Source organism: Myxococcus sp. CA056 (assembly GCF_013336715.1).
GTDB lineage: Bacteria > Myxococcota > Myxococcia > Myxococcales > Myxococcaceae > Myxococcus > Myxococcus llanfairpwllgwyngyllgogerychwyrndrobwllllantysiliogogogochensis.
This window is the reverse complement of sequence record NZ_JABUMT010000001.1, coordinates 1,531,499-1,552,982: the sequence shown is the minus strand read 5'-3', so window position 1 is coordinate 1,552,982 and position 21,484 is coordinate 1,531,499. Positions and strand designations below refer to the sequence as shown.

The following is a 21,484-nucleotide window of genomic DNA, read 5'->3' as shown; positions in this document are numbered from 1 at the left end:
GGCGGGTGAGCTTCACCTCGAGGCCTCCGACTCTCGCGAAGAGTCGGGGGCTTCGTCGTTTCCGGCGCCGCTCATGTCACATCAGGAAGCGCGACGCGGTGAAGGCCATGATGCCCGCGTAGTACACGAGCCGGCAGAGCCACTCGACGCCCCTGCGCACGCCCCGCGTCCACGACGGCGTGAAGCGCGCCGCGGCCAACGACACCAGCTCCGCCACGCCCCGCCAGAAGCACGCGATGAGCAGCAGGCTCAGCGTCACCGGCGCGTAGTAGCGACCGAACGAGAGCAGATAGGCCTTCAGCCCGTTGAGCTGGTACTCGCCGAACGGACCGCCGAAGGCGATGTACTGGTGCGCCCGGAAGAAGATGCCCGCGGGCACGAGCGGGAAGACGACGAGCTTGAGCACCAGGTGATACCAGCGCTTGCGCCACAGCTCCCGGCGCGCCCGCCCATAGCGGACCAGCGGATGTGTCACCGCCGCGCCCAGCGAGCCCTCGCGTCGAGCGAGCGCCTCCAGGAGCGGCACTGCGTCCTCGGCCTCCAGGCCGTAGCCGAGCGCGCGCCCTGACTTCAGGCGCAGCGTCAGCCCGGGCCCGGGGAGTGGCAGGCGCCAGGGACGCACGGACTCCACGGCGTCGAGCGGAATCTCCAGCCGGGCGCCGTCGCGCAGCGTGAGCGTCAGGGTGCTGGCGCCCACCTCCAGCGTGGCGCGGGCGCGCGAGCGCAGCACGGCCACCAGGGCCACGGGCAGACCTCCGCCCAGGACGAGGCTCCAGACGAGGGGCTCGGCCTTGAGCGTCTCCGCGCCCTCGAGGATGTCCCACAGCAACCAGGCGGTGAAGAAGAGCAGGCTACCCACGGTGACGAAGCGGGCCGACATCGCCACGCCGCGTCGCGCGGTCGTCCAGGCGTGGAGCGTGAAGCGCTCGGGCTCGACGGTGGGCGAAGCCGTGGGCGGCGGCGCGCTGACAGGGAGGGTGTCGACGGAAGGGGAGCTCATGGCGCGAGGGGCGGGGAGTGGTCGCCGGGAGTGGCCACATTGCCTCGGCGAGAGGGTGTCCGTAGCATACGCAGCGCGGAGGTCTCACGGCGAGCATGCGGCCGCAGCACCCATCCCCTGAACGGCGTGTCGACCGTGACGGCGTCACCCATGTCGCCCCGACTCGCGCTTCCCCTGGAGGCGGTGTCGCGCGGTGGCTGGTGGGCGGCGCGCTCGTCTTCACCGTGCTGTGCATCGCGCTGAGCGCGTGGCTGAGCGCCTCCGACGTGGAGGTGGAGGACACGCCCTATGTCGAAGCCCCGCCGCCGCCCGTCACCGCGCCTGAGCCCGTGGTGGCGCGCGCGCCCGTGCGCAGGCCGCCGGCGAAGGAGCCGCTGCTGGGGGATGCCACGCCCGTCATGGGGGAGCCCACCGCCCCGCCCGCGCCCGCCACGGAGCCCGACGTGCCCACTTCCGGCCCCACGGGGATTCAGCTCTATCGCCCTGGCACCAAGCCGCTCAAGCGTGGCCTCGTCGTGCCCGAGGGTTTCGAGCTGCCTCCCGGCTACGTGCGCCACTACCAGTCCACGGACGAGGGTGAGCGCGTGGAGGCCATCCTGATGTTCCACCCGGACCACCAGCCCGTGGATGCGAACGGGCAGCCGCTGGAGATTCCAGAGAATCGCGTGGTGCCCGCGGAGCTGGCGCCCCCAGGCATGCCCGTGCGCATGCTGGAGCTGCCGAAGTCCGACGAGTCCAAGGACACGCCTTGAAGATGCTGGGGCGTGAGGAGGCGTCATCCGGCCGGCGCTTCGTCGGGGGCCTGGGCGCCGTCCTCGCCACCACCCTGGCGTTGTGGGTGTTCTCGCTGCTCCGGATGCCGTGGACCCTGCTTGGCTGGGTGGCGCTGGTGCCGTGGCTGGTGGTGGTGGACCGGGCCCGCTCCTCGCGCGAGGCCCTGTTGCTGGGCGCGGGGCTCAGCGTCACCTTCAGCGCCGCCGTCCTCGGGTGGTTTCCGGGCGCGCTGCAGTCGTATTCGGGCGCGCCGCTGTGGCTGTGCTGGCTGTTGATGCTGCTCCTGGCGCCGGTGTTCCAGCTCCAGTTCCCTGTCACGGCGCTGGCGCGGCAGCTGGCGCGGCGCGCGGTGGGGAATCGGGCCGGGTGGTTGCCGCCCATGGTGAGCGTGCTGGTGTACGTGGGCGTGGAGTGGCTCGCGCCCAAGCCCTTCGCGGACACGCTGGGGCAGGGCTTCGTCTACTCGGAGCGACTGCGGCAGTTCGCGGACGTCGCGGGCGCGCCCGGACTCACGCTGGCGCTGCTGTTCGTCAATGAGTGCGTGTTCGCGATGGGGCGCGCGTTCAGGACGCGCGGGGCTCCGGGCGCGCTGAAGCCCCTGGTGGCGGCGGTGGCGCTGGTGGTGGTGATGCTGGGCTATGGCTCCTTCCGCCTCGCCCAGTATGTGGTGGAGCGGAGCTCGCAGACGGCGCTGGTGGTGGGCGCGGTGCAGGCCAACATCATCAACTACGAGAAGCTCAAGGCGGAGCACGGCACCTACGAAGTGGTGCGGATGATTCTCGACACGCACTACGCGCTGTCGGACTCGCTGCTGCGCGAGGCTCCGCTGGATGTGCTCATCTGGCCGGAGACGGTGTACCCGACGCCCTTCGGCGTGCCCAAGAGCGAGGCGGGCGCGGAGCTGGACGCCGAGATTTCCGCCTATGTCGCCGCGCGGAACGTGCCGCTCATCTTCGGCTCGTATGACGTGGAGGGCGGAAAGGAGTTCAACGCCGCCATGTTCCTGTCACCGGGAGACAAAGAAGGAGAGGCCCCGACGCGCAAGGTGTACCGCAAGTCGAAGCTCTTCCCGTTGACGGAGTGGGTGCCGGAGCTCATCGACTCTCCGGGCCTGCGCGAGTGGCTGCCGTGGACGGGACGCTGGTCGCCGGGCGCGGGGCCGCGAACGGTGCTGCTGAAGCGGCGCGACGGGCGGATACTCAGGGTGGCGCCGCTCATCTGCTACGACACCCTCTTCCCCTCCTATGTCGCGGACGAGGCGACTGCCACCGCGGACCTGCTGCTCACGCTGTCGAATGACTCGTGGTTCGGGGGCACGCCCGGGCCCAGGCTGCACCTCACGCACGCGGTCTTCCGCAGCATCGAGACGCGCCGGCCCCAGGTGCGGGTGACGAACTCGGGCGTCTCCGCGCTCATCGACGACACGGGCGAAATCCTGACGGAGATTGGCGATGGCCAGCGCGGCACCGCCGTCATGCGCGTGCCCTGGCACACCGCGGGTTATTTCCTGGCGCGGAGGTGGGGCAACTGGCTGGGGCCCGTGGCGCTGGTGATGGCGGTGGCGCTGCTCGGCGGCGCGGTGCTCGGTGGACGGGGCGAGCGGTACTGACGCGGTGGTGCGGTGCTCGGTGGACGGGGCGAGCGGTACTGACGCGGCGGCGCGGTGCTCGGTGGACGGGGCGAGCGGTACTGACGCGGCGGCGCGCGGGTCATCGGAGGTGTTGCTCGCGACGACGCTCGCGGACTGCATGGGTGCCCATCGCGGGCCGTGACGGGGTGAGGACGTCGCGGAGAGGGGCCACCGCCGAAGCGGCTCTGCTCGCTCCAGGACAGTGCGCCACCCGACAGCGCGTCTGCGTGACACATCCTCGCGGCGGTGCGCGGCTGGCCGTTGTCGGCCCGCACCTCCGGAATTAGACGCTCCGGGCAGGCAGTTCTCACCCTGGAGCGCTCGCGCAATGATTGTCGGCCGGAGGCTCTCCTGGCACATCATCCTCCGCTACACGGGCATCCCCGTGGCCGTGCATGTCTTCTTCGCCCTGGCCATCGTCGTGGGCTATCGCGTGTTCGGCGCGTCCTGGATGGCGGTGCCCACGATGCCCATCTCCGTGCTCGCCGCGGCGCTGGGTGTGCTGCTCGCCTTCCGCAACAACTCCGCCTACGACCGTTGGTGGGAGGCCCGCACGCTGTGGGGCGGCGTGGTGAATTGGTCTCGGACCTTCGCTCGTCAGGTGCTCACGCTGCTTCCCCGGCCCGGACGCCAGCCGGGGGACGAGCTCACGGAGCTGGAGCTGGCCGCGGTGCCCTCGCGCCTGCTGCGCAGCGCGGTGGACCGCCCCAGTGCCCTGCTGACGGTGCGCGGCACGCGGGCGAGCGACGGCGCGGTCCGAGACAGGTTCGGTCAGGCACGGGTGCCCTCCGGGGCGCGCGACACATCGGGCGAGGTCGCGGTGCTCGGCACTCCGCTTCAGGCCCAGGGCGAGCCGCGCGGCGTCATCACCCGCATGGTCGAAGACATCACCGAGGACGCACGCGAGCTGGTCTACGCGCAGATGGGCTTCGTACATGCGCTGCGCTGTCATCTGCGCCGTCAGGACCCGCTGCCGGAGATTGTCGCCTTCTTCCGGCCCGACGTCATCGACGCCCTGCGCGAGGAGCACAACGTCCCCTCCGCGATTCTGCTGTGGATGGCGACGCGCCTTCGCCGCATCTACGGCCAGGTGTCAGACCCGCAGAAGGTGCTGTTCCTCCACGTGACGATGGACCGGACACTGACCGAGATGACCAACCTGCTGGGCGCCTGTGAGCGCATCAAGAACACGCCGCTGCCGCGCCAGTACGACAGCCTGCTGTTCGCGATGACGCGCGCCTACCTGGTGCTGCTGCCGCTCGGTGTCGTGGAGGAGCTGGGCTGGCTCACTCCGGCCGTCACCGCCATCATCGCGTTCCTGTTCATCGGCCTGGACGCCGTCGGGCGGGATATCGAGACACCGTTCGAGGACGACCTCAGCGACACGCCGATGACGGCCCTCAGCCGGACCATCGAAATCAACCTGAGACAGATGCTCGGGGAGACGGAGCTTCCCCAGCCCGTGCAACCCAAGGACGGGCTGCTCTACTGAGGCCGCGAGCTTCTCGAATGGGCCCTGTCAGTGTGGCGCGGTCCGCTCCGGGCGCGCGCGTTGCGGAGGGTGCTGGCGGGGCGTATACCCGAGGCATCGTGTCTGGACTGTCGCGTCTCCTCACGCTCGTGCTGCTCCTCGGCTGGCAGGTCGCCGCCAGCGGTGTGGCGGGGCTGGGGCACTACTGCGAGAAGCAGGTCCAGACGCGCGCTTCCAAGTGCCGCTGCCATGAGCACTCGAAAGCGGACTCCTCCCACGCGGACTCCCACGGTCAGCCGACGCTCCAGTGGGACTGCTGCGAGGAGCCGCACTGGGACCTGCCTGCTCCCACCGAGGGCAGTGTCTCCAGTGCCAGTCCCTTCGTCGCGCCGCCCGTCGCCGTGCCGCCGGTCGCCTGGCTGCCGCTCAAGGCGCCCGAGTGGGGCTCGCAACGCTCCCTGTCCCTCTGGAACATGCCCCCGTCACAGGGGCCTCCTGTCTTCCTCCGCATCCGCACGCTGCTCCTCTGAGCGCTCCGGCGCACGGGGCTGGCTCGTGGTGTGTCCTCGGTTCCTGTCGAGGCCCACGACTTGCGGCTCCGTGCCCTGGGCGAGGTCGCGTCCCCGTGTCTTGGGGCAAGCGCGCCCTCGCCCCCGGAATGCATTCAGGAGCCGTGTGCGAGAGGTCTGTCGCTCCGGCATGCCGTCAGCCCGCCTTCAGTAGAGCGAGACCATGGACATGATTTGGGAGTTGATGATTGGCACCGTGCTGTTGACGCTGCTCATCGTGGTGATGACGCCCGCGATGTGGAGCTCGAGAATCAGCCTGCGCGAGAAGCCCAAGGAGCACGAGAAGCACACCAAGCCCGACGCGTGAGGCTTGCTTCGAGGACGCGGCCACGTGGAGCGAAGTGGCCGCGTCCCTCGCGTCAGGGCCCTAGAGCTTGCCGGCCTTCAGCTCGTCGACCAGGTGCGCGCTGGCTCGCACGGCGAGGGCCATCATCGTCAGCGTGGGGTTCTGCGGCCCCTGCGAGGGGAAGCTCGCGCCGTCCATGACGAGGAGGTTGGGTACGTCCCAGCTCTGGCTCCACGGATTGAGCACGGACGTCTTCGCGTCAGTGCCCATGCGGGCGGTGCCCACCTCGTGGATGGCCATGCCCGGCGTGGACAGGGTGTCGTTCACCTTCTCCACCGTGAAGCCCGCTTCCTTCATCATCTCCTGACACGCCGCCACGGCGTCCTTGCACATCCGCAGCTCGTTCTCCGAGTGGCGGCAGTCGATGTGCGCCGCCGGAATCCCCCAGCGGTCCTTCACCGTGGCGCTCAACGTCACGCGGTTGCCCGCGCGCGGCACCATCTCCCCGAAGGGGACGAAGTGACAGCTGTCCGCGAAGGTGAAGACCTGCACGCCATAGCCTCGCGCGAAGCCCTCCTCGCGGGACGTGACGTTGCGGAACTGCGGAATGTACGCCCAGCTCTGCTCGGCGCGCTGCTGCTCGGGCGGCAGGTTCATCTTCGCTTCGATGCCGAGCAGGTACGTGTGGTCCATCAGGTTGCGGCCGAGCTGCCCCGAGGAGTTGCCCAGCCCGTCCGGGAACGCCGCGCTCTTCGAGTGCAACAGCAGCCGCGTCGTCTCGATGGTCCCCGCAGCCAGAATCACCACGCGGCCGTGCGCCTCGTGCGTCTTGCCGGATTCGGTGTCGACGTAGGTGACGCCGGTGACTCGGCCCGTCTTCGCGTCGTGCAGCACCTGGTTCACCACGGCGTGGGTGCGCAGGGTGAGGCGGCCCGTCTTCATCGCGGCGGGGAGGGTGATGGGGGCGCCCGCGGTACGACGGACGACGACGCGGCGCTCGGGCCAGCGGCGCTCCACGTGTTGCTTGAGGTGCTGCTCGGCGGGGTTCATCGCGATGGAGGAGGCGAAGACGGAGTCGGGCAGCGTGTCCAGCCCGTCCGTGTTGCCGGAGAGGCCCATCCACCGCTCCACCGTCTCGTAGTGCGGCGCCAGCTCCGCCAGCGTCAGGGGCCAGTCCGGACCCTGGCCGTCGAGCCCGCCTGCCTTGAAGTTGAAGTCAGACAGCCGGTAGAACTGGCGGCCGTGCGCCTTCACCGACGTGCGCCCGCCGACCTGCCGTGCGCGAATCCACGTGAAGGGCGCGTCGCCCGGCGTCGTGTAGGGATTGTCGACGTCATCCACGAACGCGTGCGGATGGAAGGGCCACGCGAAGGTGGTGGACTGCACCGACTGGCGCTGCTTGCGCGTGGTGTCCGTCTCCGCCTGGTAGCCGAGCAGCTTCTGACGGAGGCGGTGCCACACCCAGAGCAGGCGGTCCGCCCGGTCGCTCCGCCCGGCCTCCAGCACCAGCACGTTCAACCCTGCTTCCGTGAGCTGCTTGGCTGCCCAGCCGCCACACGCTCCGGAGCCCACCACCACCGCATCGAAAGTCTTCTTGGACGTGCTCACAGCATCCCTGCGAGTGCAAAGGTGATGCGCGGTATGCGTCACCGCGAGTTGAATCACGCCAGTGTAAGCTGGCACGCGCGAGGTTGACCATGGACGCCCCCCTGTGTCGCGGGTGACTCGCGTGAAGCTGGACGGGCAGCCGGGCATGACCCGGGGAAGGTGTTTCATGAAGGGCTGGAGGGTTGTCGCGGGCGTGCTGGTGTTGGGGGTGCTCGTCGCCCTGGCCCTCTTCGGACGGGCCCTGCGCCACTCGGAGGCGTACTTCCACTATCCCCGCACGCCTCCCACGCGGCCCGCTGATTTCGCGCAGGCGCAAGACGTGCGTTTGTTCACCGAGGATGGGCTGGAATTGCGTGGCTGGTATGTGCCCTCGCGCAACCGCGCCGCCGTGGTGATGGCGCATGGGTTATCCCAGACACGCGCGGACCTGTTGCCAGAGGCGCGCATCCTGCGCGACGCGGGCTACGGCGTGCTGCTGTTCGATTTGCGCGCCCATGGCGAGAGCCAGGGTGAGACATCCACGTGGGGTGACAAGGAGCGGCTGGACGTGCGCGCCGCGCTGGCCTTCGTGCGAGCTCGCCCTGACGTGGACCCCGGGAAGGTGGCGGCCCTCGGTTTTTCAATTGGCTCGGCCGCCGTGGCGGAGGTCGCCGCGAAGGACACGGGCGTGCGCGCGGTGGTGCTGCTGTCTCCGTTCAACACGTTGTGGCTGGCGGCGGCGTATGACTTTCGCCGCTTCGGCTTCGTGTCCCAGTCCGGCGCGCTGGTGCCCTTCTGGCGCCGGGGAATCGCGCTCGACGAGGTGCGCACCATCGACGCGGTGGACCACATCCGTCCCCGGCCGCTGCTCATCGTCATGGGCACGGAGGAGTCCGGCCAGCCGCTCGCGGACGAGCTGTTCGCCCACGTGCGCGAGTACGCCCAGACATGGCGCATCCAGGGCGCGAGTCATGGAGGCTTCAGCGACGTGGAGCCCCAGGAGTATCCCCGCCGACTGCGCGCCTTCTTCGATGCGGCGCTGCTGTCGGGCGGGGAGGGTGCCGCCGGAAGCGCGGCCCCGGCGGTGCCCTGACGACGACGGTCAGGCGACCTTCGGGGTTTCCTTCTCGCGGGCCTCGAGCGCTTCCACGTCCTTGAGGAAGGCGCGGCCCTTGTCCGCGTCCGTCATGTAGACGAAGGCGGCCATGCCCTTGAGCTGCTCCAGGGACTCGCCCTCTCGGCCGGGCTTGCCCTTCTGGCGGTTGTGGATGGCGGCGCGCAGGCGGCGCACCACGTCGCGCGGGACTCGCGCGGACGCCACGCCGTCCCGGGCCTTGTTCACCACCAGCCCCGTGACTTGCTGACGCGTGCCCTTGCGGCTCACCCGCGTCTTGTTCGGGTGAACATGGAAGCCCTCGTCCTCGACGACTTCCTTCACGCGCGCGAGCAGCACCGACACCGCGGGGCCCTGCGCCCGCTTCGCCTTGGGCTGCTTCGTCTTCGTCCAGGAGAAGGTGAGGTCGTCCGCGTAGCGCGTGTAGATGAAGCCCAGGCGCTTCGACAGCGCGGACAGGCGCTTGTCCAGCTTGAGGCACAGCGCGTTGGTGATGCCGGGAGACGTGGGCGCGCCCTGCGGCAGCGCGCGGGGACCCTTGGCGACGTAGAGCGTCTTGCCGCGGAACTGCACCGTCTCGCGAGGCGCCTCGGTGGCCATCAGCGACAGCAGCGTGGCGGTGTTCTCCTGCAAGCCGCCCTTGCGCAGCAGGCCCTTCACCCGCCGCCACGTCACGGTGGGGAAGAAGTCCTTCAAGTCCACCTTCACCACCACGTCCGCGCCGTGGTGGGCGAGCGCGTTGGTGAGGATGGAGCGTCCCGCGACGAAGCCGTGCGCCGCGCCGTGCACGGGCAGCCGCTCCACCACGTTGGACAGCACCCAGCGCTGGGCCTGCTTCAGCTCCGGCTTGGGGGACGTAATCGTGCGCGTGCCGCCGTCGCGCTTGGGGATGCCCCAGCTGATGTAGTGCGAGCCGGTGTCCACCTCGCGGTGGAACGCGAACCAGCGCAGCTTGGAGACGCTGAGTCCGAGCGCCTTGGCGAGCGCGTCCACGGTGCCCAGCTCCGGCAGACCGTTGGACTTCGCGCGCTCCTCGCGGTGGGCGACGTCGAACTTGTCGGAGCCGGCGTCTTCCTTCCAGTGCACGCCAGCGCCCAGATGGCTGATGTGCGTGGCCTTCCAGGCCTCATGGGCCTGGCGGCCCAGGGCGCGGAGCTCGGCGGCCTCGGCCTTCTTCTTCTCCTTCCAGGCGGTCTTCTCCTTCTCGGAGGCGCCGGAGAAGTCCAGGTCCGCCACGGCGAGGCCGCGCGAGACGAGCTGGCCCTGGGCCCACGACTCGGCGCCGCCTGCTTCGACGATGGCCTTCCAGCGGATGAGCAGGGCTTCATGCGCGGCGCGGCGGGCCTCGCGCTGGGCGACCGCGTTGGCGGCGGGAGCCTGGGGCGCAGGGGTGGCAACGGCCTGCGGCGCTGCTGCGGGGACGAACGACTCCAGCCTGGCGGTCATGTCAGAACCTCGAGGGGGCGCGTCGGCGTCGGACGAGGCGGGCAATCATCACGAGCAGTCGAGGGAGGCCAGGAAAGCACCACCATCTTACCTGGTGCACGGTAGCCTCACCGGCTCTCCCCTCCTAGGCACTACGGCCTGCGGGGGCAAACGGCGATCGCGTCGTTGGCTCAGCTGCCCCCGCAGGCCGTAGTGCCTAGGAGGGAGAGAGCCAAGAACAGGCTACCTTGCGGAGAGTGTCCTGCATTCCAACCGGAGCGGCGCAACGCCGCTCCCGCGCTCGAGGCGCTCAGGCTGATGCACTCCAGACCTCTCTCGGCTGCTCGCGCGTGAAGCGCGTCTCATCGTGTCTTCCGTCGCACCTGCCCTTTTGGCCGCTGCGTGAGCGGCCGAGCCGTGAATGGGGGTTTACACCAAGGCTGACGCCGCGTCGATGTAGCCTTCAGCCGAAAGCTTCTCCAGGCGCGTGAAATACGCGGTCCGCGCCTCCGTGTCCGTGTCGAACCAGAGCCGCTGATGACGCGCCTCGCCAGTGCGAGGGCCCCATTCCACGGCGACGACCTGACCGTCCAGAGACACGCGATACACCATCTCCTGTCCGCTCTCCGCGTCGCGCCGCACGTACGAGCGCGTCTCCGCGCGGATGAGCTTTCGCCCCTCGGGCGTCTTGCGCAGGGCCTCTTCCTCGGTGCGGCGGCGCGCGTAGGCCAGGCGCAGCGCGAGCTGGTGCTCGCAGGGGCCTTCGCGCATGCCGGAGCGGCGGAAGTGCGGACACCCGCAGGACGCGTCCTTCACGCGGCCTTCCAGGTCCAACGTGAAGCTCGGGAAGAAGCTGCGCACCGCCTCGCGGTCCACGACTTCGCCGTGGATGCGGGTGCCCTCTCCGACGATGTCGTGAACCTTCGTCAGCTTCACCTCGCCCGCGCCCGGGCCGCCATCACCCAGCAGGCGGTGGGCCCGCGCCTCGCGCTCGCTGCCGAAGCGGATGACGGACTCGTCCACCGGCGTGGCCATCAGCTCGCGGGGGCGGTACTGGCCCTTGGCGACGTCGAAGAGGATTCTGCCGCGCAGGCACTCCAGTTGGAGCGCGGCGCGCACGTGCTCCTTCGACGCGCCACCCGCCGCGGCGACGAGGGTGTCGAAGGGCAGGGGCCCGTCCGCGCGCAGCTTGCCGCGCAGCTTCTCCGCGAGCCCGTCCGGCACCGCGCGGGGCATGAGGACATCGAAGGCCGCCGCGGAGGACCAGCCGCTCTCCGTCCAGCCCGTGAGGCCCAACGTCAGCGTGGCCGCGCCCATGTCGATGACCCAGAACACCGGCAGCCCGGGGCCCATGAGCTGCAGGCGCACCGACTTCGCGTGGGGCAACAGTCGGGCGAGCGCCACCAGACGCTGACGGCCGAACGTCCGCACCACGGCGGGCGCGGTGCCGGTGTACGTGCCGCCATGGCACTCCAGCACCAGCTCCCACGGCTCCAGCACCAGACGCGGCGGGGCGCCGGGGACCAGTTCGAAGCGCAGCGCGCGCGGGGCCTTCTTCGCCTTGCGGGTGCGCAGCGCGAAGAGGAGGTTGTAGAGGTCGATGGGCGCCAGCACGCAGGAGTTCGCCGGCAGCGTGGCGGCGGACTGCACCTGGAGGAAGCCGCGCAGCCACGCGTGAGGCACCTCCACGTTGCGAGGCTCGCGGGTTGCCTTCGCGGGCAGGGCGACGTGGGCCTCCAGCGACACGGGCAGGTAGGTGCGCAGCCGGTCCATCCGCGAGGAGAGGTTCGCGGGGACGTCCAGGAAGGTGGAGCCGTGCGCGGCCTCGCGGCCCTCGAAGAGGCTGTTGTCGAAGGACAGGCGCGCGTAGGCGCTCTCGTCGCGGGAGAAGACCTCCAGGGACACGCTGTCCGGGTCCACGGTGAGGACGGGGTCCAGCACCTCGTCCTGCTTCTCCTCACCGTCGAGCGCGTTGTCGAGGAACGCCTTCTGCGCCTCCCAGATTTGCGCGCTCGCCCGCTTCCCCTTCGACATGAGGTAGGCGAGGTACGCGGTGCGGTCCTTGCCCCGGTAGCGCAAGTCGCTGGAGAGGATGCCGAAGGCGGCGGTGAGCGCGTCGCGGAAGAGGGCGGGGTCCTTCAGCCGTCCACGCACGCCCACGGTGCCGCGCGAGCCCTCCAGGGCCAGCAGCACGCGGGAGGCGTCCGACGTGGACTCCACGTCGCTCGCGGTGGCGTAGCGAAGCTCGACGGGGTGTCGGGTGGCGGTCGTCACGACGGGGTTCCTTCCTTCCGGTTGCGCGCGCGCTCCACGGCGCGACGTGCACGTTTGTGGGCGCGCCACGCGGCCTTGCGCAGCTCCACGGACTGAGACTTGTCGAAGGCGGCCTCGTGCAGCAGCTTCGCCGCCTCTTCACCGCCGAGCCTACCCAGACCGGCCCACGCTTCCTGCTTCAATTCCGGCTTCGCATTCTCCGCCAGGGCCTTCAGCGGAGCGATGTTCCCGTGGGCCAGCAGCGCGGGCTCGGCGAGGCGACGGCCCTCGGACGTCGTGAATGCCTCCGCCGGCACCTTCGCGCCCGTGGGGCCCAGGGCCACCGGGTCGAAGGGCTTCACCTCCAGCGCCCACGCCGAGGCCTTCTCGGGCGCCAGTCGCGCCAGCGCGTCCGCCGCCGCCGAGCGCACCTGCGCGTCCGGGTCCACCAGCGCGCCCTTCAGCGCCTCCGCCGACGCCGCGAGTTCCTTGGCGTTGGTCAGCACGGGACCGGTGTCCTGGCCCACGAGCTTGAGCGTCGCACCCGCCGTGCCCAGTCGCGACAACACGCGCGCCGCCTCCTGGCGCACGGTGGCCGGAGACGCCAACTCGCCACCCTGGAGGATGGCGCGCGCGGAGTCCGCGAGGCTGGCCGCGCCCAGTCGAGAGCCCGCCCACAAGAGCCGCTCCCACGCGGTGGCCAGTGACTCGCGCTTCTTGCCCGGGGGCGAGGCCGTCCAGTCTGCCGCCGTCTTCCGCTCGGCCGACACCAGCGCGCGAGCCAGCGCCGCGACATCCACCTGATCGGCCTGACGCGCCTCACCGGTCCACGTGCCCACCAGCAGCGCGGCTTCCTGTCGCGCCTCCGGCTTGTCGTGGGCCAGCAGGGCCACCGTCTCCGTCACGGGCAGCGCGCCACGACGGGCGAGTCCCCGGCGCAGTCGCAGCCGCAGCTCCTCGTTGGTCAGCGTGGCCAGGCGGGGCACGAGCAGCACCGGGTCACCCTCGCGCGACAGGTACGCCGCGGCGGGCTCGGAGATGTCCTCGTTGATGCTGGCCACGGCGAGGAACTCGACGCGGGTGCGCTCCTTCGGGAAGAGCGCGTCCAGCGCCTTGCGCGCTTCCTGGCGCAGGTCGTCGTCGCCGTCGTCGAGGATGGTGGCCAGCGTGGCCTCCGCCTCCACGTCCTTGAGCTTGCCCAGCTCCTGCGCCGTGGTGATGCGCACCTCGTCGCGGGTGCCCGTGTCGAGCAGCAGCGCCTCCAGCTTCACTCGGGCGCGCTCGCCGCCGATGGCGCGCAGGCCCTTCACGCCCGCCTGCTGCAGCTCCGTGGTGGAGCCCTCCACCGCGGCGGCCTCCACCTTCTCCTCGACGCGACGGCGCTCCTCGCCCTCGGGCAGGCGACCGGCGAGGCGGCCCAGGCCCTCCAGCGCCGCCCACACCATGGACGGCTCCGTGGGAGCCTCGGGCGTGCCACCCGCGGCCACCGTCTCCAGCTCGCTCAAGGCGCGCGGGTCACCCAGCGTGCCCAGGGCGAGCAGGGCGCGCTCGCGCTGTCCATCCTCACCCGCGCGGGAGTACAGCAAGAGGGGCCGCAGCGCGCTGATGCCGCGCAGGTGCGCCACGCCCTCGGCGGCCGGGAGCATCAGCTCACGCGCCCCACCGCGCAGCACGTCCTCCAGCGGACCCACGGGGATGCCGTGCTCGATGACGCGCTTGGAGTACAGCGCCACCGCCTCCGCGCGCACCGCCAGGTCCCGGTCAGAGAACAGGCCCACCAGCAGCTCGGCCTGACCGGCCTCCGCGCCGTGCTCCAGCTCCTTCAGGGCCGCCAGTCGCACCGCCACGTCGTTGGACTTCACCGGCGAGCGGAGGAAGCGCACCGCGAGCGCCGCGTCCCGCTTCTTCACGTCCGTGCCCGCGATGTTCATCGCGGCGGCGACACACGCGACGCGCACCGCGCTCGCGTCGTCCTCCGTGCTTCGTCGCGCGAGCACGTCCAGCGCCTCCGCGCGCTTCGTCTGTCCGAGCGCGGCCACCAATCGCAGCCGCTCGTTCGCCTCCGTGGCGACGGCCACGCGCGCGGCCAGGGCACTCACCGCGGAGGGCGTGGCCAGCCGGGCCAGCGCCTCCGAGGCGCGCTTCGCCACGGCGGACGTCTCCGAGCGCAGGAAGGAGGCCAGCACCTCCACCGCCCGGTCATCTCCGCGCCACGCCAGGAGCTCCGAGGCGCGCAGGCGCAGGTCCTCGTGCTCGCTGGCCATGGCCCGACCGAGCGCCTCGGTGACGCGCGAGTCGTTGGCACCGGCCAGCCGCTCAATCACTCCCACGCGCAGGTCCGCGTGCTCGCTGCCGAGCGCGGCCAGCAGCGGCTCCAGGCTTCCGGCCGGGCTGAGCTTCTCCAGCAGCTCGAAGGCGTAGCGACGCACGTCCGCCAGGGGCGAGTTGAGCGCGGCGGTGATGCGCGGCTTCGCGGCGTCACCGCGCTCCGCCAGTTCGTCCAGCGCGGCGCGAGCCACGTCCGGCGCCAGCGACGCGAGGGCCAACGACAACGGCTCATCGCTGCCCGCGGGGAACAGCTCCTTGAGGCCGGTGAGGGCCGCCTTGCGCACCAGTTGGTGCGGATCTTCCAGCGCGCGCAGCAGCGCGGCGACGGCGGCGGGAGTCCCGGCGAAGCCCTCCAGCGTGAGCTTCACCACGCGGTCCACGGCATCGCGGCGGACGCGGTGGCTCTCATCGTCACCCGCGGACACCTGTCGCAGCAGGCCCACGTACGCGCCGAAGGCGAGCCGGCGCAGGTGCTGTCGCTCCGCGCTGGCGCTGGCCTCCGGCGAAGTGCCCGGCGTCCCCGGCTTCACCGCCGAGAAGAGCCGCCGCAGCCAGCTCTTGGCGGGCGTGGCCTGCACGGGCGAGGTGCCAGGGGCCGTCTCCGGCTTCCACGGGGCCTCCAGCGTGCGCGGGCGGGCGACCTTCTGGGCCTCGCGGAAGTAGTCGAGCGGCTTGTTGCGCAGCAGCAGCACCTGGGCCGCCGCGTAGCGCTGCTCGGGCTGCTCGCTGGAGAGGGCCTCGGCGAGTCCCACCATGCGCCGGGCGCGCTCGTCCTCGGCGGGCCACTCCTTCATGTCGCCGACCTTCTCCGGACGCGGCGGCAACAGGCCTTCGACGAGGTTTGTGCGGTACGCGTCCGTCTCCGTGCGCAGCTCCAGCGCGCGGGCCGCCGCGTAGCGCACCTCCGGCCTGCCGCTGGACAGGGCGCTGGCGAGCAGGTCGGGCGGCTCGCCCCGACGGCTGGCGCGCAAGTCACGGGCGAGGACGATGGCGAACACCATCTCCTGCACCTCGCGGGCGCGGTCTTCCAGGCCGTGCAAGAGGCCACCGTCGCCCTCGGGGCCCAGGGCCGCGAAGGAGAGGATGGCGCCCAGGCGGATGGGCAGGTGGTCATTGCGCAGGTTGCCGGTGAGCACGGGCAGCGCGCGCGCGTCACCCAGGCGCGACAGGCCGTCCGCGCCCCACGAGCGCACCGCCACGTTGGCGTGGCCCAGCGTGTCCAGCAGGTAGCCCTCGTCGCCCCGACGGCCCGCGGTGGCGAGGCCGCGCGCGCCCTGCTCCTGGAGGTCGCCCAGCTCGCTGGGCACCAGCACGGTGGCGAAGAACGACAGCAGCCGCCGCGAGCCCAGCGACGCCAGCGCGCGAGCGGCGCGGATGCGCAGCGGGATGAGGTACGCCGGAGTGTAGAGCCGCTCCAGGTCCTTGTCGGTGATGAGCCCGCGCATCGGCTCGATGATGTCCTCGGCGCCGCGCGGGGCGAGCAGCTCCGCGGCCCTCACGCGCACCTGCAGCTCTCCGGCGGCGATGCCCGCGAGCAGCGGCCCGTTCTCCCCGGGCACCAGCTTGTCCAGCGCCTCCAGCGCGGCGACGGCCACGACGACTTCCTCGTCCTGCACGCGCTTGAGCAGCGGCGAGCGCAGCGTCTCCACCGGGGCATGCACGGAGCCCTTGGCGCCCAGCACGCGCACCGATGGATGCGTGGAAGCGAGGGCCGCCAGGTGCGGCTCCGGCTTCTCCTTGCCGACCAGCTTCACCCACGCCTCGTACGCGGCGGTGGCCACGCCCGCGTCGCGGTCCTCCACGGACTTCTTCAGGCGCTCCTGCGCCCAGCCTTCGGTGCCGCGCTGCGAGAGGACTTCCACCGCGCGGTTGCGCAGGTCCGGGAAGCGGCCGGCGAGCGCGCGGTCCAACGCCTTCTCCGGCACCTTCTCGTTCCACGCCCACAGCGTGCGGAACGCCTCGCCGCGCACCTTGGCGGACTCGTCCTCCAGCGCGTCGCCGAGCAGCGGCTCCGCGCCCTGCGTCGCCGCGCCCAGCTTCACCAGCCGGTCCAGGCCGCGCACGCGCACGTCCTCGTGGCCGGAGCGCAGCGCCGCCTCGGCGGAGGACAGGGGCGCCTCCACGTCCAGCGTCACCACCGCGTCCAGCGCGGCGGCGCGCACGTCCGCGTCCTCGTCGTCCAGCATCCACACCAGTCGCTCGCGGGCGCGGGCATCCTGGAGCGCCTGGAGGGCGGCGGCGGCCTGACGGCGGATGGGGGCTTCCGGCTCGCGGGAGAGCTGGAGCAGCGCGCCCAGCGCCCGCGCGTCACCCAGTTGCGCGAGGCCGCGAGCACCGCGCACGGCGGTGTCCGGCGTGCGGCAGGCCATGGCGGCCAGCAGCGGCTCCAAATCACTCTCCGCCAGCGCGCCACCGACGGCGCCCTGCGCGGGCATGGTGTCGCGAGCGGCCTGGAGGTCCGCGTCAGTGATGGCCAGGGCGGCGCCGCTCGGGCCGCGCGTGCGCGCGACCAGTCGTCGGGCCACGTCCTTGACGGAGCGGGCGAAGTCCTCGTCGCGGGCTTCCAGGGCGTGGGCCAGGGCCCGGCGCTCCATCACGCGGATGGTGAAGGCCACGCGGCGCACGTCAGCGTCCGCGTCGTCCAGCGCCCGAGCCACCAGCGGCTGGAGCTGCGCATGACCCAACAGTCCCGCTCCGGCGGCGCGGATGAGCACCTCCACGCGGAGGCGCGCGGGGCCGCGCTCGAAGGCGGTGCGCAGGGGCTCGGTGTCACCGCCCGGCGTCACCTCGCAGAGCGCGTCCAGCGCGGCCAGACCCACCGCGGCCTCGGTCTCGCTCAGCTTGCCGGCGATGAGGCCGGGCACCAGCGGGGACGTGCCCCCCAGCTTCGCGAGCCGGCGCAGACCCGCCACGCGCATGTCCACGAAGCGCGAGTCCAGCGCGGCGCGGGGCGCGGCCAGGGGCGACTCCGTCTCCAGCACGTCGAGCGCCTTGAGGGCGTCCTCGCGCACCTGCGGATGGTCGTCATTGAGCCGCTCGCGCAGCTTCGGCCGCGCGGCGGTGCGACCCCTGGCGCCCAGTTCGCGGGCGGCGAGGCGACGCACCTCCGCCTCCTTGTCCGTGCCGAGCACCTGGAGCACGAACTCCAGCGCCTCCGGCTCGTCCAGCGCGGCGGCCTCGCGCACGGCGGCCTCGCGCTTGGGGCGGCCCGCCTTCACCGACTCCGTCAGGAGGTCCAGGCCGTGCTGCGAGGTGTCCTGGTCATTGCCCGGCTTGCCGTCCAGTTCGATGCCGAAGCGCAGCACGCGCCGGTCGTCGCTCGCGGTGAAGACGGAGCCGAGCGCCGTGCGCGCCGCGCGCGGGTTCGCGGGTGGCAGGAAGACCAGCGCGTTCGTGGGCTTGCTGCCGCAGTCGAACGTGCGCGGCTTGCGGCGCTCGTCCAGTCGCCACGCCTTCACCTTGCCGTCGCTGCCCGCGGACCAGACGCGGTCCGACGGCTCCTCGTCATCCTTCGCGGCGGGCGTGGGCGGGAAGAGCAGGGCGAGCACGGAGCCGGCATGGCCGGAGTCCTTGTCGCCGCGCACCTCGAACTCCACCGCGCCCACCAGGTACCAGAGGCGCAGCTTGCCGTCGTCGCCGCCGGACACGAGCCGACCGTCCCGAGGCGTGAAGGCCAGCGCGCGCACCGCGCCCTCATGGCCCACCATGTCCCGGCGCTCACCGGAGGCGCGCGTGAAGGAGCGCACCACGCCGTCGTCACCCGCGGTCGCGACATACGTCCCGGACGGGTCCACCGCCACGGCGCGCAGCGACTGGGGCGACGCCTTCCACTCGTGCAGCTTGCGCGTGGAGTCCCACTCCCAGCCGCGCACGATGCCGTCCGCGCCCGCGCTGAAGAGGACCTTGCCGTCCGGGCTGGAGGCGAGCGCGGTGACACCGCCGGGGTGCGCGCCCTCGAGCTGCCACTGCACGTTGCCGTCGGCGTGGGTGCCGAAGCGCAGCGTGCCGTCCGCGCAGGCGGCGGCGAAGCGCTCGCCCGACAGGGCCAGGGCATTCACCGCGGAGGGGAGCTCGGTGCTCCACAGCACCTTGTTGGTGCCCGGCTCATACGCGGTGACGCGGCTGGAGACGGAAGCGCGAGCGCCGCCGAGCAGCAGCACCCGGGGGCTGGCCGCGAGGGCCCGGAGCTTCTCGATGTTGCCGATGGAAAGGACGGACATGGTGTTCTTTCGAAACTCGTTGGAGGCGAGTGACGCGAGGCTCAGAGGCCCCCGAGCTGCGCGCTCGGATGCGCCGTGCGCAGCTGGACCAGGGATGCGAGACAGCTCTGCCATTCACCCTTCGCCATCGAGCCGGTGAACTCCCCCAGCACGGGCGACACGACGCGGGCGAAGTTCTCGTCATCCAGGCCCAGGTCCCTCACCAGCTCAATCACGCGGCGCTTGGCGACGCTGGCCGACAGGCGCTTCTGCACCTCGCCCTCGCGCGCTTCCTTCGCCCGGCCCGGAGGCAGACCGAAGAGCATCTTGCGCAGGAAGTCCCGCAGCGCCGCGACATCCGCGAAGCGCTCGCCGCCACCCGCCGACGGAGCCTCCTTCGCGCCCGCCGGCTTCCAGCCCTCCGGCAGGTGCGTGGGACGGTGCTTCTCCCAGAGCAGACGCACTGCGAACAGGCCCACTTCACGGTCCGCGCTCTGCATCAGCCACGCGAGCCGCTCCGCGCCGCCCAGCCGCGCGTAGTGCCGGCGGATGAGCTCCACGGCGACCTCGCGCGTGCTGCGCTTGGTGCTCTCCGTGAGGGAGAAGACCTTCACGGCGTCCAGTTCCTCCGGGTGCAGCACGTAGCGAGCGTCCGCGCCGTCCTCGCCCGCGCGCAACAGCGCGTCATAGGCCAGGTTGCGAATCTCCTTCGCCTCGGCCTCGGCCAGCTCGTACACCCGCGTGTGCCAGCCCCAGGCGCGCAGCTCCGCGCGGGTGATGGCCAGGGCGAAGCGGCGCACGTCGTCGCGCGCGTCGAACAGCGCGGGCCACAGCTTCTCCGGCGTGTACGCCTTGCGAGGCGCCTTCGGCTTGAGCTCGTACGACTTCGACTCCGGCTGCTCCGGGCCGATGACGGGGTGGTGGCAGCGCAGGTACGTCTGGGCGAACGTGCGCACGGGCACCGGCTGCTTGGCCCCCAGCGCCAGCTCGAACAGGCGCTCCAGGCCCGCCGCCGCGTCACCCGTGTCGCTGAAGTCCGCCGGCACCACGTACTCCAGCAGGTAGCGGTGGGCGAAGTCGTGCAGCGTCGGGTCCGCCCGGCGCGCCAGAGCCAGCAGCCAGGGCACCGTGAGCTGCCGCGCGGTGAACAGCTTGCGGTTGCCCAGGATGGCCAGCGCCACTTCCCGGTGCTTCGCGCTGAAGACCAGCCCCTTCACCTTCTCCACGTCCAGCCCGGGCAGGCTGTCCGCGCGCTTCAGCCACGTCGCCATCTGGTCGCCGAAGTTCGGGTTCGCCGCCTTGTCCAGCATCCACTCCGGACCGATGACCGCGGGCGTGTAGGCCGACAGCGCCTTCACCACCAACCCCTCCACCGGGTAGCGCTTCTTCTTCAGGCGCGGGTCCTCGAGCAGCTCCTTCCAGAAGGCCACCGGCATCTCGCCAGCGGCGTACTTGGAGGAGACGAAGCCCTTGGCCCAGTTGAGCTGCTCGGAGGTGCCCAGGTACATGTCCCGCAGGAAGCCCGACGTCAGCTCCGCGCGGTCGAACGACTGCTCCAGGGACTTGGCCGCGAAGGCCGCCGTGGACTTGTACGACAACAGCCGCCCCAGCAGCTCCAGCCCCAGCTCGCGTGGGTTGCGCTTCTCCAGCACCGCCGCGGCGAACGACTTCACGTCGCTTTCGCCCTGGGCCACCAGCTCCGCCAGCCGGTCCGCCGCCAGGTCCTGCGCGTGCGCCCGCGCGTACTCAATCGCGTACGTGCGCGCCTTGCCACTGGGAGACAAGAGCAACGCGAGCACCGCTTCGTGCAGGCCGAGCGCGCGCAGCTTGCCCTGGTGGAACTCCGGCGAGCCCTGCAGCGTTTCCACGAGGAAGTCGTGCGCGCTGCCCAGCGGCCGGCGGGCGAGCCTGTCCAACCACGCGGGCGTCACCTTGCGCAGCGCCTCCGGGAAGTCCTTGCGCAGGCCCTGGATGGCGAAACGCGCGGCCGGGTCCGACAGGCACGTGTCCAACAGCCGCATCAGCGCGTCCGGCGAGCGCTTCCACGCGTCGGGGAACGCGCGGTGCTTCAGCGTGTCGTTCGGTGGCTGGATGGGGAAGGCGCTGGCGGTGTAGTTGCCGCTTTCAGTGGCCCAGATGTGGTGGGCCACCCAGACGGAGTGCCAGGACGTGTCCTCGTCGTAGTGACGCAGCACCTCCACGGCGAACTGCGGGTACAGCTCCGGGACGGCGGCGCCCAGGTGGCGCAGGTAGCGCCACGCGCGGCGGCGCAGGTACTGGAGCGTGCCGCCGGAGACCTCGTGCCGGTACGACTGGCGGCGCTCCACGTCGAAGCGCCAGGCGAGCACGCCGAACAGCTCCGCGTCGTGGTTGGCCTCGGCCAGCTTGTAGATGCGCTTGAGGCCGCCCCACAGGCCGAACTTCAAGTCCGCCTTGCGCGCCAGCTCCAGGATGATGGCGCGGGAGGCGTCGGTGTTCTTCGCGTAGAGCGAGACGAGCAGGTCCGCCAGCGCGAGCCGCGCGGGCTGGGGCACGTCCTTCTGCGCCTTGAAGCGCTGCCACGCCTCGGAGGAGGCCTCGCGGCGGCTCTCGGAGCTGTACCGGGCCTGTGCCTGGGAGAGCGAGCGCAGCAGCTTCTCGAAGGTGAAGGCGTCCTTGGGCGGGGCCTTGCCTTCCTCGGGCTCCGGCTCCGACTGCTCGAGGAGGGCGAGCACGGCATCGGCCAGGTCCGGCGACTCCGCCTGGGCCAACCGCTCGAGGTCTGCTGCGTTCAGCGCATCGCTCGTCGACATGGGCCTGAGGACTTACCACAAGCCGACTGCCTGGACAGCGGGGGAGCGATGGGGTC

At 71.5% G+C, this 21,484-nt stretch carries 12 protein-coding genes; 6 read left to right on the top strand and 6 right to left on the bottom strand.

Annotated elements, in window-relative coordinates; translation table 11 throughout:
- Window positions 1-76: 76 nt before the first annotated feature.
- Window positions 77-1,000 (bottom strand): hypothetical protein, encoded by a 924-nt coding sequence (locus HUA76_RS06330; RefSeq protein WP_174460272.1) that lies wholly within the window; start codon window positions 998-1,000, stop codon window positions 77-79.
- Window positions 1,001-1,095: 95 nt separating this feature from the next.
- Here HUA76_RS06330 and HUA76_RS06325 point away from each other — a divergent pair, with 95 nt between their 5' ends.
- The 5 genes from HUA76_RS06325 (at window position 1,096) to HUA76_RS06305 (ending at window position 5,751) form a co-directional block, all read left to right on the top strand.
- Window positions 1,096-1,752: a hypothetical protein gene (locus HUA76_RS06325; protein WP_174460271.1), complete on the top strand. Its 657-nt coding sequence runs from the start codon at window positions 1,096-1,098 to the stop codon at window positions 1,750-1,752.
- Window positions 1,753-1,754: 2 nt separating this feature from the next.
- Window positions 1,755-3,383, top strand: coding sequence for an apolipoprotein N-acyltransferase (lnt, locus tag HUA76_RS06320; RefSeq protein ID WP_174460459.1), 1,629 nt, complete (start codon window positions 1,755-1,757; stop codon window positions 3,381-3,383).
- A gap of 349 nt (window positions 3,384-3,732) precedes the next feature.
- A complete protein-coding gene (locus tag HUA76_RS06315; protein WP_174455987.1) occupies window positions 3,733-4,896 on the top strand; it encodes a bestrophin family protein in 1,164 nt (387 codons plus the stop codon).
- 98 nt (window positions 4,897-4,994) lie between these two features.
- The gene (locus HUA76_RS06310) at window positions 4,995-5,405 is read left to right on the top strand and encodes a hypothetical protein (protein WP_246137334.1); all 411 of its coding nucleotides are present in this window, start codon (window positions 4,995-4,997) and stop codon (window positions 5,403-5,405) included.
- Between the two features lie 202 nt (window positions 5,406-5,607).
- Window positions 5,608-5,751 (top strand): hypothetical protein, encoded by a 144-nt coding sequence (locus HUA76_RS06305; protein ID WP_174455985.1) that lies wholly within the window; start codon window positions 5,608-5,610, stop codon window positions 5,749-5,751.
- Window positions 5,752-5,811: 60 nt separating this feature from the next.
- Here the strand turns inward: HUA76_RS06305 and HUA76_RS06300 are convergent, their stop codons facing one another.
- On the bottom strand, window positions 5,812-7,338 hold the full coding sequence (locus tag HUA76_RS06300; RefSeq protein ID WP_174455984.1) for a GMC family oxidoreductase: 1,527 nt from the start codon (window positions 7,336-7,338) through the stop codon (window positions 5,812-5,814).
- A gap of 166 nt (window positions 7,339-7,504) precedes the next feature.
- Between HUA76_RS06300 and HUA76_RS06295 the strand changes: the two genes are divergently transcribed.
- Complete coding sequence (locus tag HUA76_RS06295; RefSeq protein WP_174455983.1) at window positions 7,505-8,410, top strand: alpha/beta hydrolase; 906 nt, start codon at window positions 7,505-7,507, stop codon at window positions 8,408-8,410.
- Window positions 8,411-8,419: 9 nt separating this feature from the next.
- Here HUA76_RS06295 and HUA76_RS06290 read toward each other — a convergent pair whose 3' ends face one another.
- The 4 genes from HUA76_RS06290 to HUA76_RS06275 form a co-directional block, all read right to left on the bottom strand.
- Window positions 8,420-9,877 carry a reverse transcriptase family protein gene (locus HUA76_RS06290; protein ID WP_174455982.1) on the bottom strand — a complete coding sequence of 486 codons (1,458 nt, stop codon included), beginning with the start codon at window positions 9,875-9,877 and terminating at the stop codon, window positions 8,420-8,422.
- Between the two features lie 408 nt (window positions 9,878-10,285).
- Window positions 10,286-12,130: an SWIM zinc finger family protein gene (locus tag HUA76_RS06285; protein ID WP_174455981.1), complete on the bottom strand. Its 1,845-nt coding sequence runs from the start codon at window positions 12,128-12,130 to the stop codon at window positions 10,286-10,288.
- Entirely contained in the window at window positions 12,127-18,657 is a 6,531-nt protein-coding gene (locus tag HUA76_RS06280) for a HEAT repeat domain-containing protein (protein WP_174460270.1), read from the bottom strand. Before HUA76_RS06280 ends, HUA76_RS06285 begins: the two co-directional genes overlap by 4 nt.
- 41 nt (window positions 18,658-18,698) lie before the next feature.
- The gene (locus tag HUA76_RS06275) at window positions 18,699-21,428 is read right to left on the bottom strand and encodes a hypothetical protein (protein ID WP_174460269.1); all 2,730 of its coding nucleotides are present in this window, start codon (window positions 21,426-21,428) and stop codon (window positions 18,699-18,701) included.
- Window positions 21,429-21,484 lie beyond the last annotated feature (56 nt).

Bases quoted from the DNA above. Each gene is read 5' to 3' on its own strand.
- HUA76_RS06330 (WP_174460272.1), bottom strand. From the start codon at position 1,000: ATGAGCTCCCCTTCCGTCGACACCCTCCCTGTCAGCGCGCCGCCGCCC.
- HUA76_RS06305 (WP_174455985.1), top strand. From the start codon at position 5,608: ATGGACATGATTTGGGAGTTGATGATTGGCACCGTGCTGTTGACGCTG.
- HUA76_RS06275 (WP_174460269.1), bottom strand. From the start codon at position 21,428: ATGTCGACGAGCGATGCGCTGAACGCAGCAGACCTCGAGCGGTTGGCC.
- HUA76_RS06295 (WP_174455983.1), top strand. From the start codon at position 7,505: ATGAAGGGCTGGAGGGTTGTCGCGGGCGTGCTGGTGTTGGGGGTGCTC.
- HUA76_RS06315 (WP_174455987.1), top strand. From the start codon at position 3,733: ATGATTGTCGGCCGGAGGCTCTCCTGGCACATCATCCTCCGCTACACG.
- HUA76_RS06325 (WP_174460271.1), top strand. From the start codon at position 1,096: ATGCGGCCGCAGCACCCATCCCCTGAACGGCGTGTCGACCGTGACGGC.
- HUA76_RS06280 (WP_174460270.1), bottom strand. From the start codon at position 18,657: ATGTCCGTCCTTTCCATCGGCAACATCGAGAAGCTCCGGGCCCTCGCG.
- lnt (WP_174460459.1), top strand. From the start codon at position 1,755: ATGCTGGGGCGTGAGGAGGCGTCATCCGGCCGGCGCTTCGTCGGGGGC.
- HUA76_RS06290 (WP_174455982.1), bottom strand. From the start codon at position 9,877: ATGACCGCCAGGCTGGAGTCGTTCGTCCCCGCAGCAGCGCCGCAGGCC.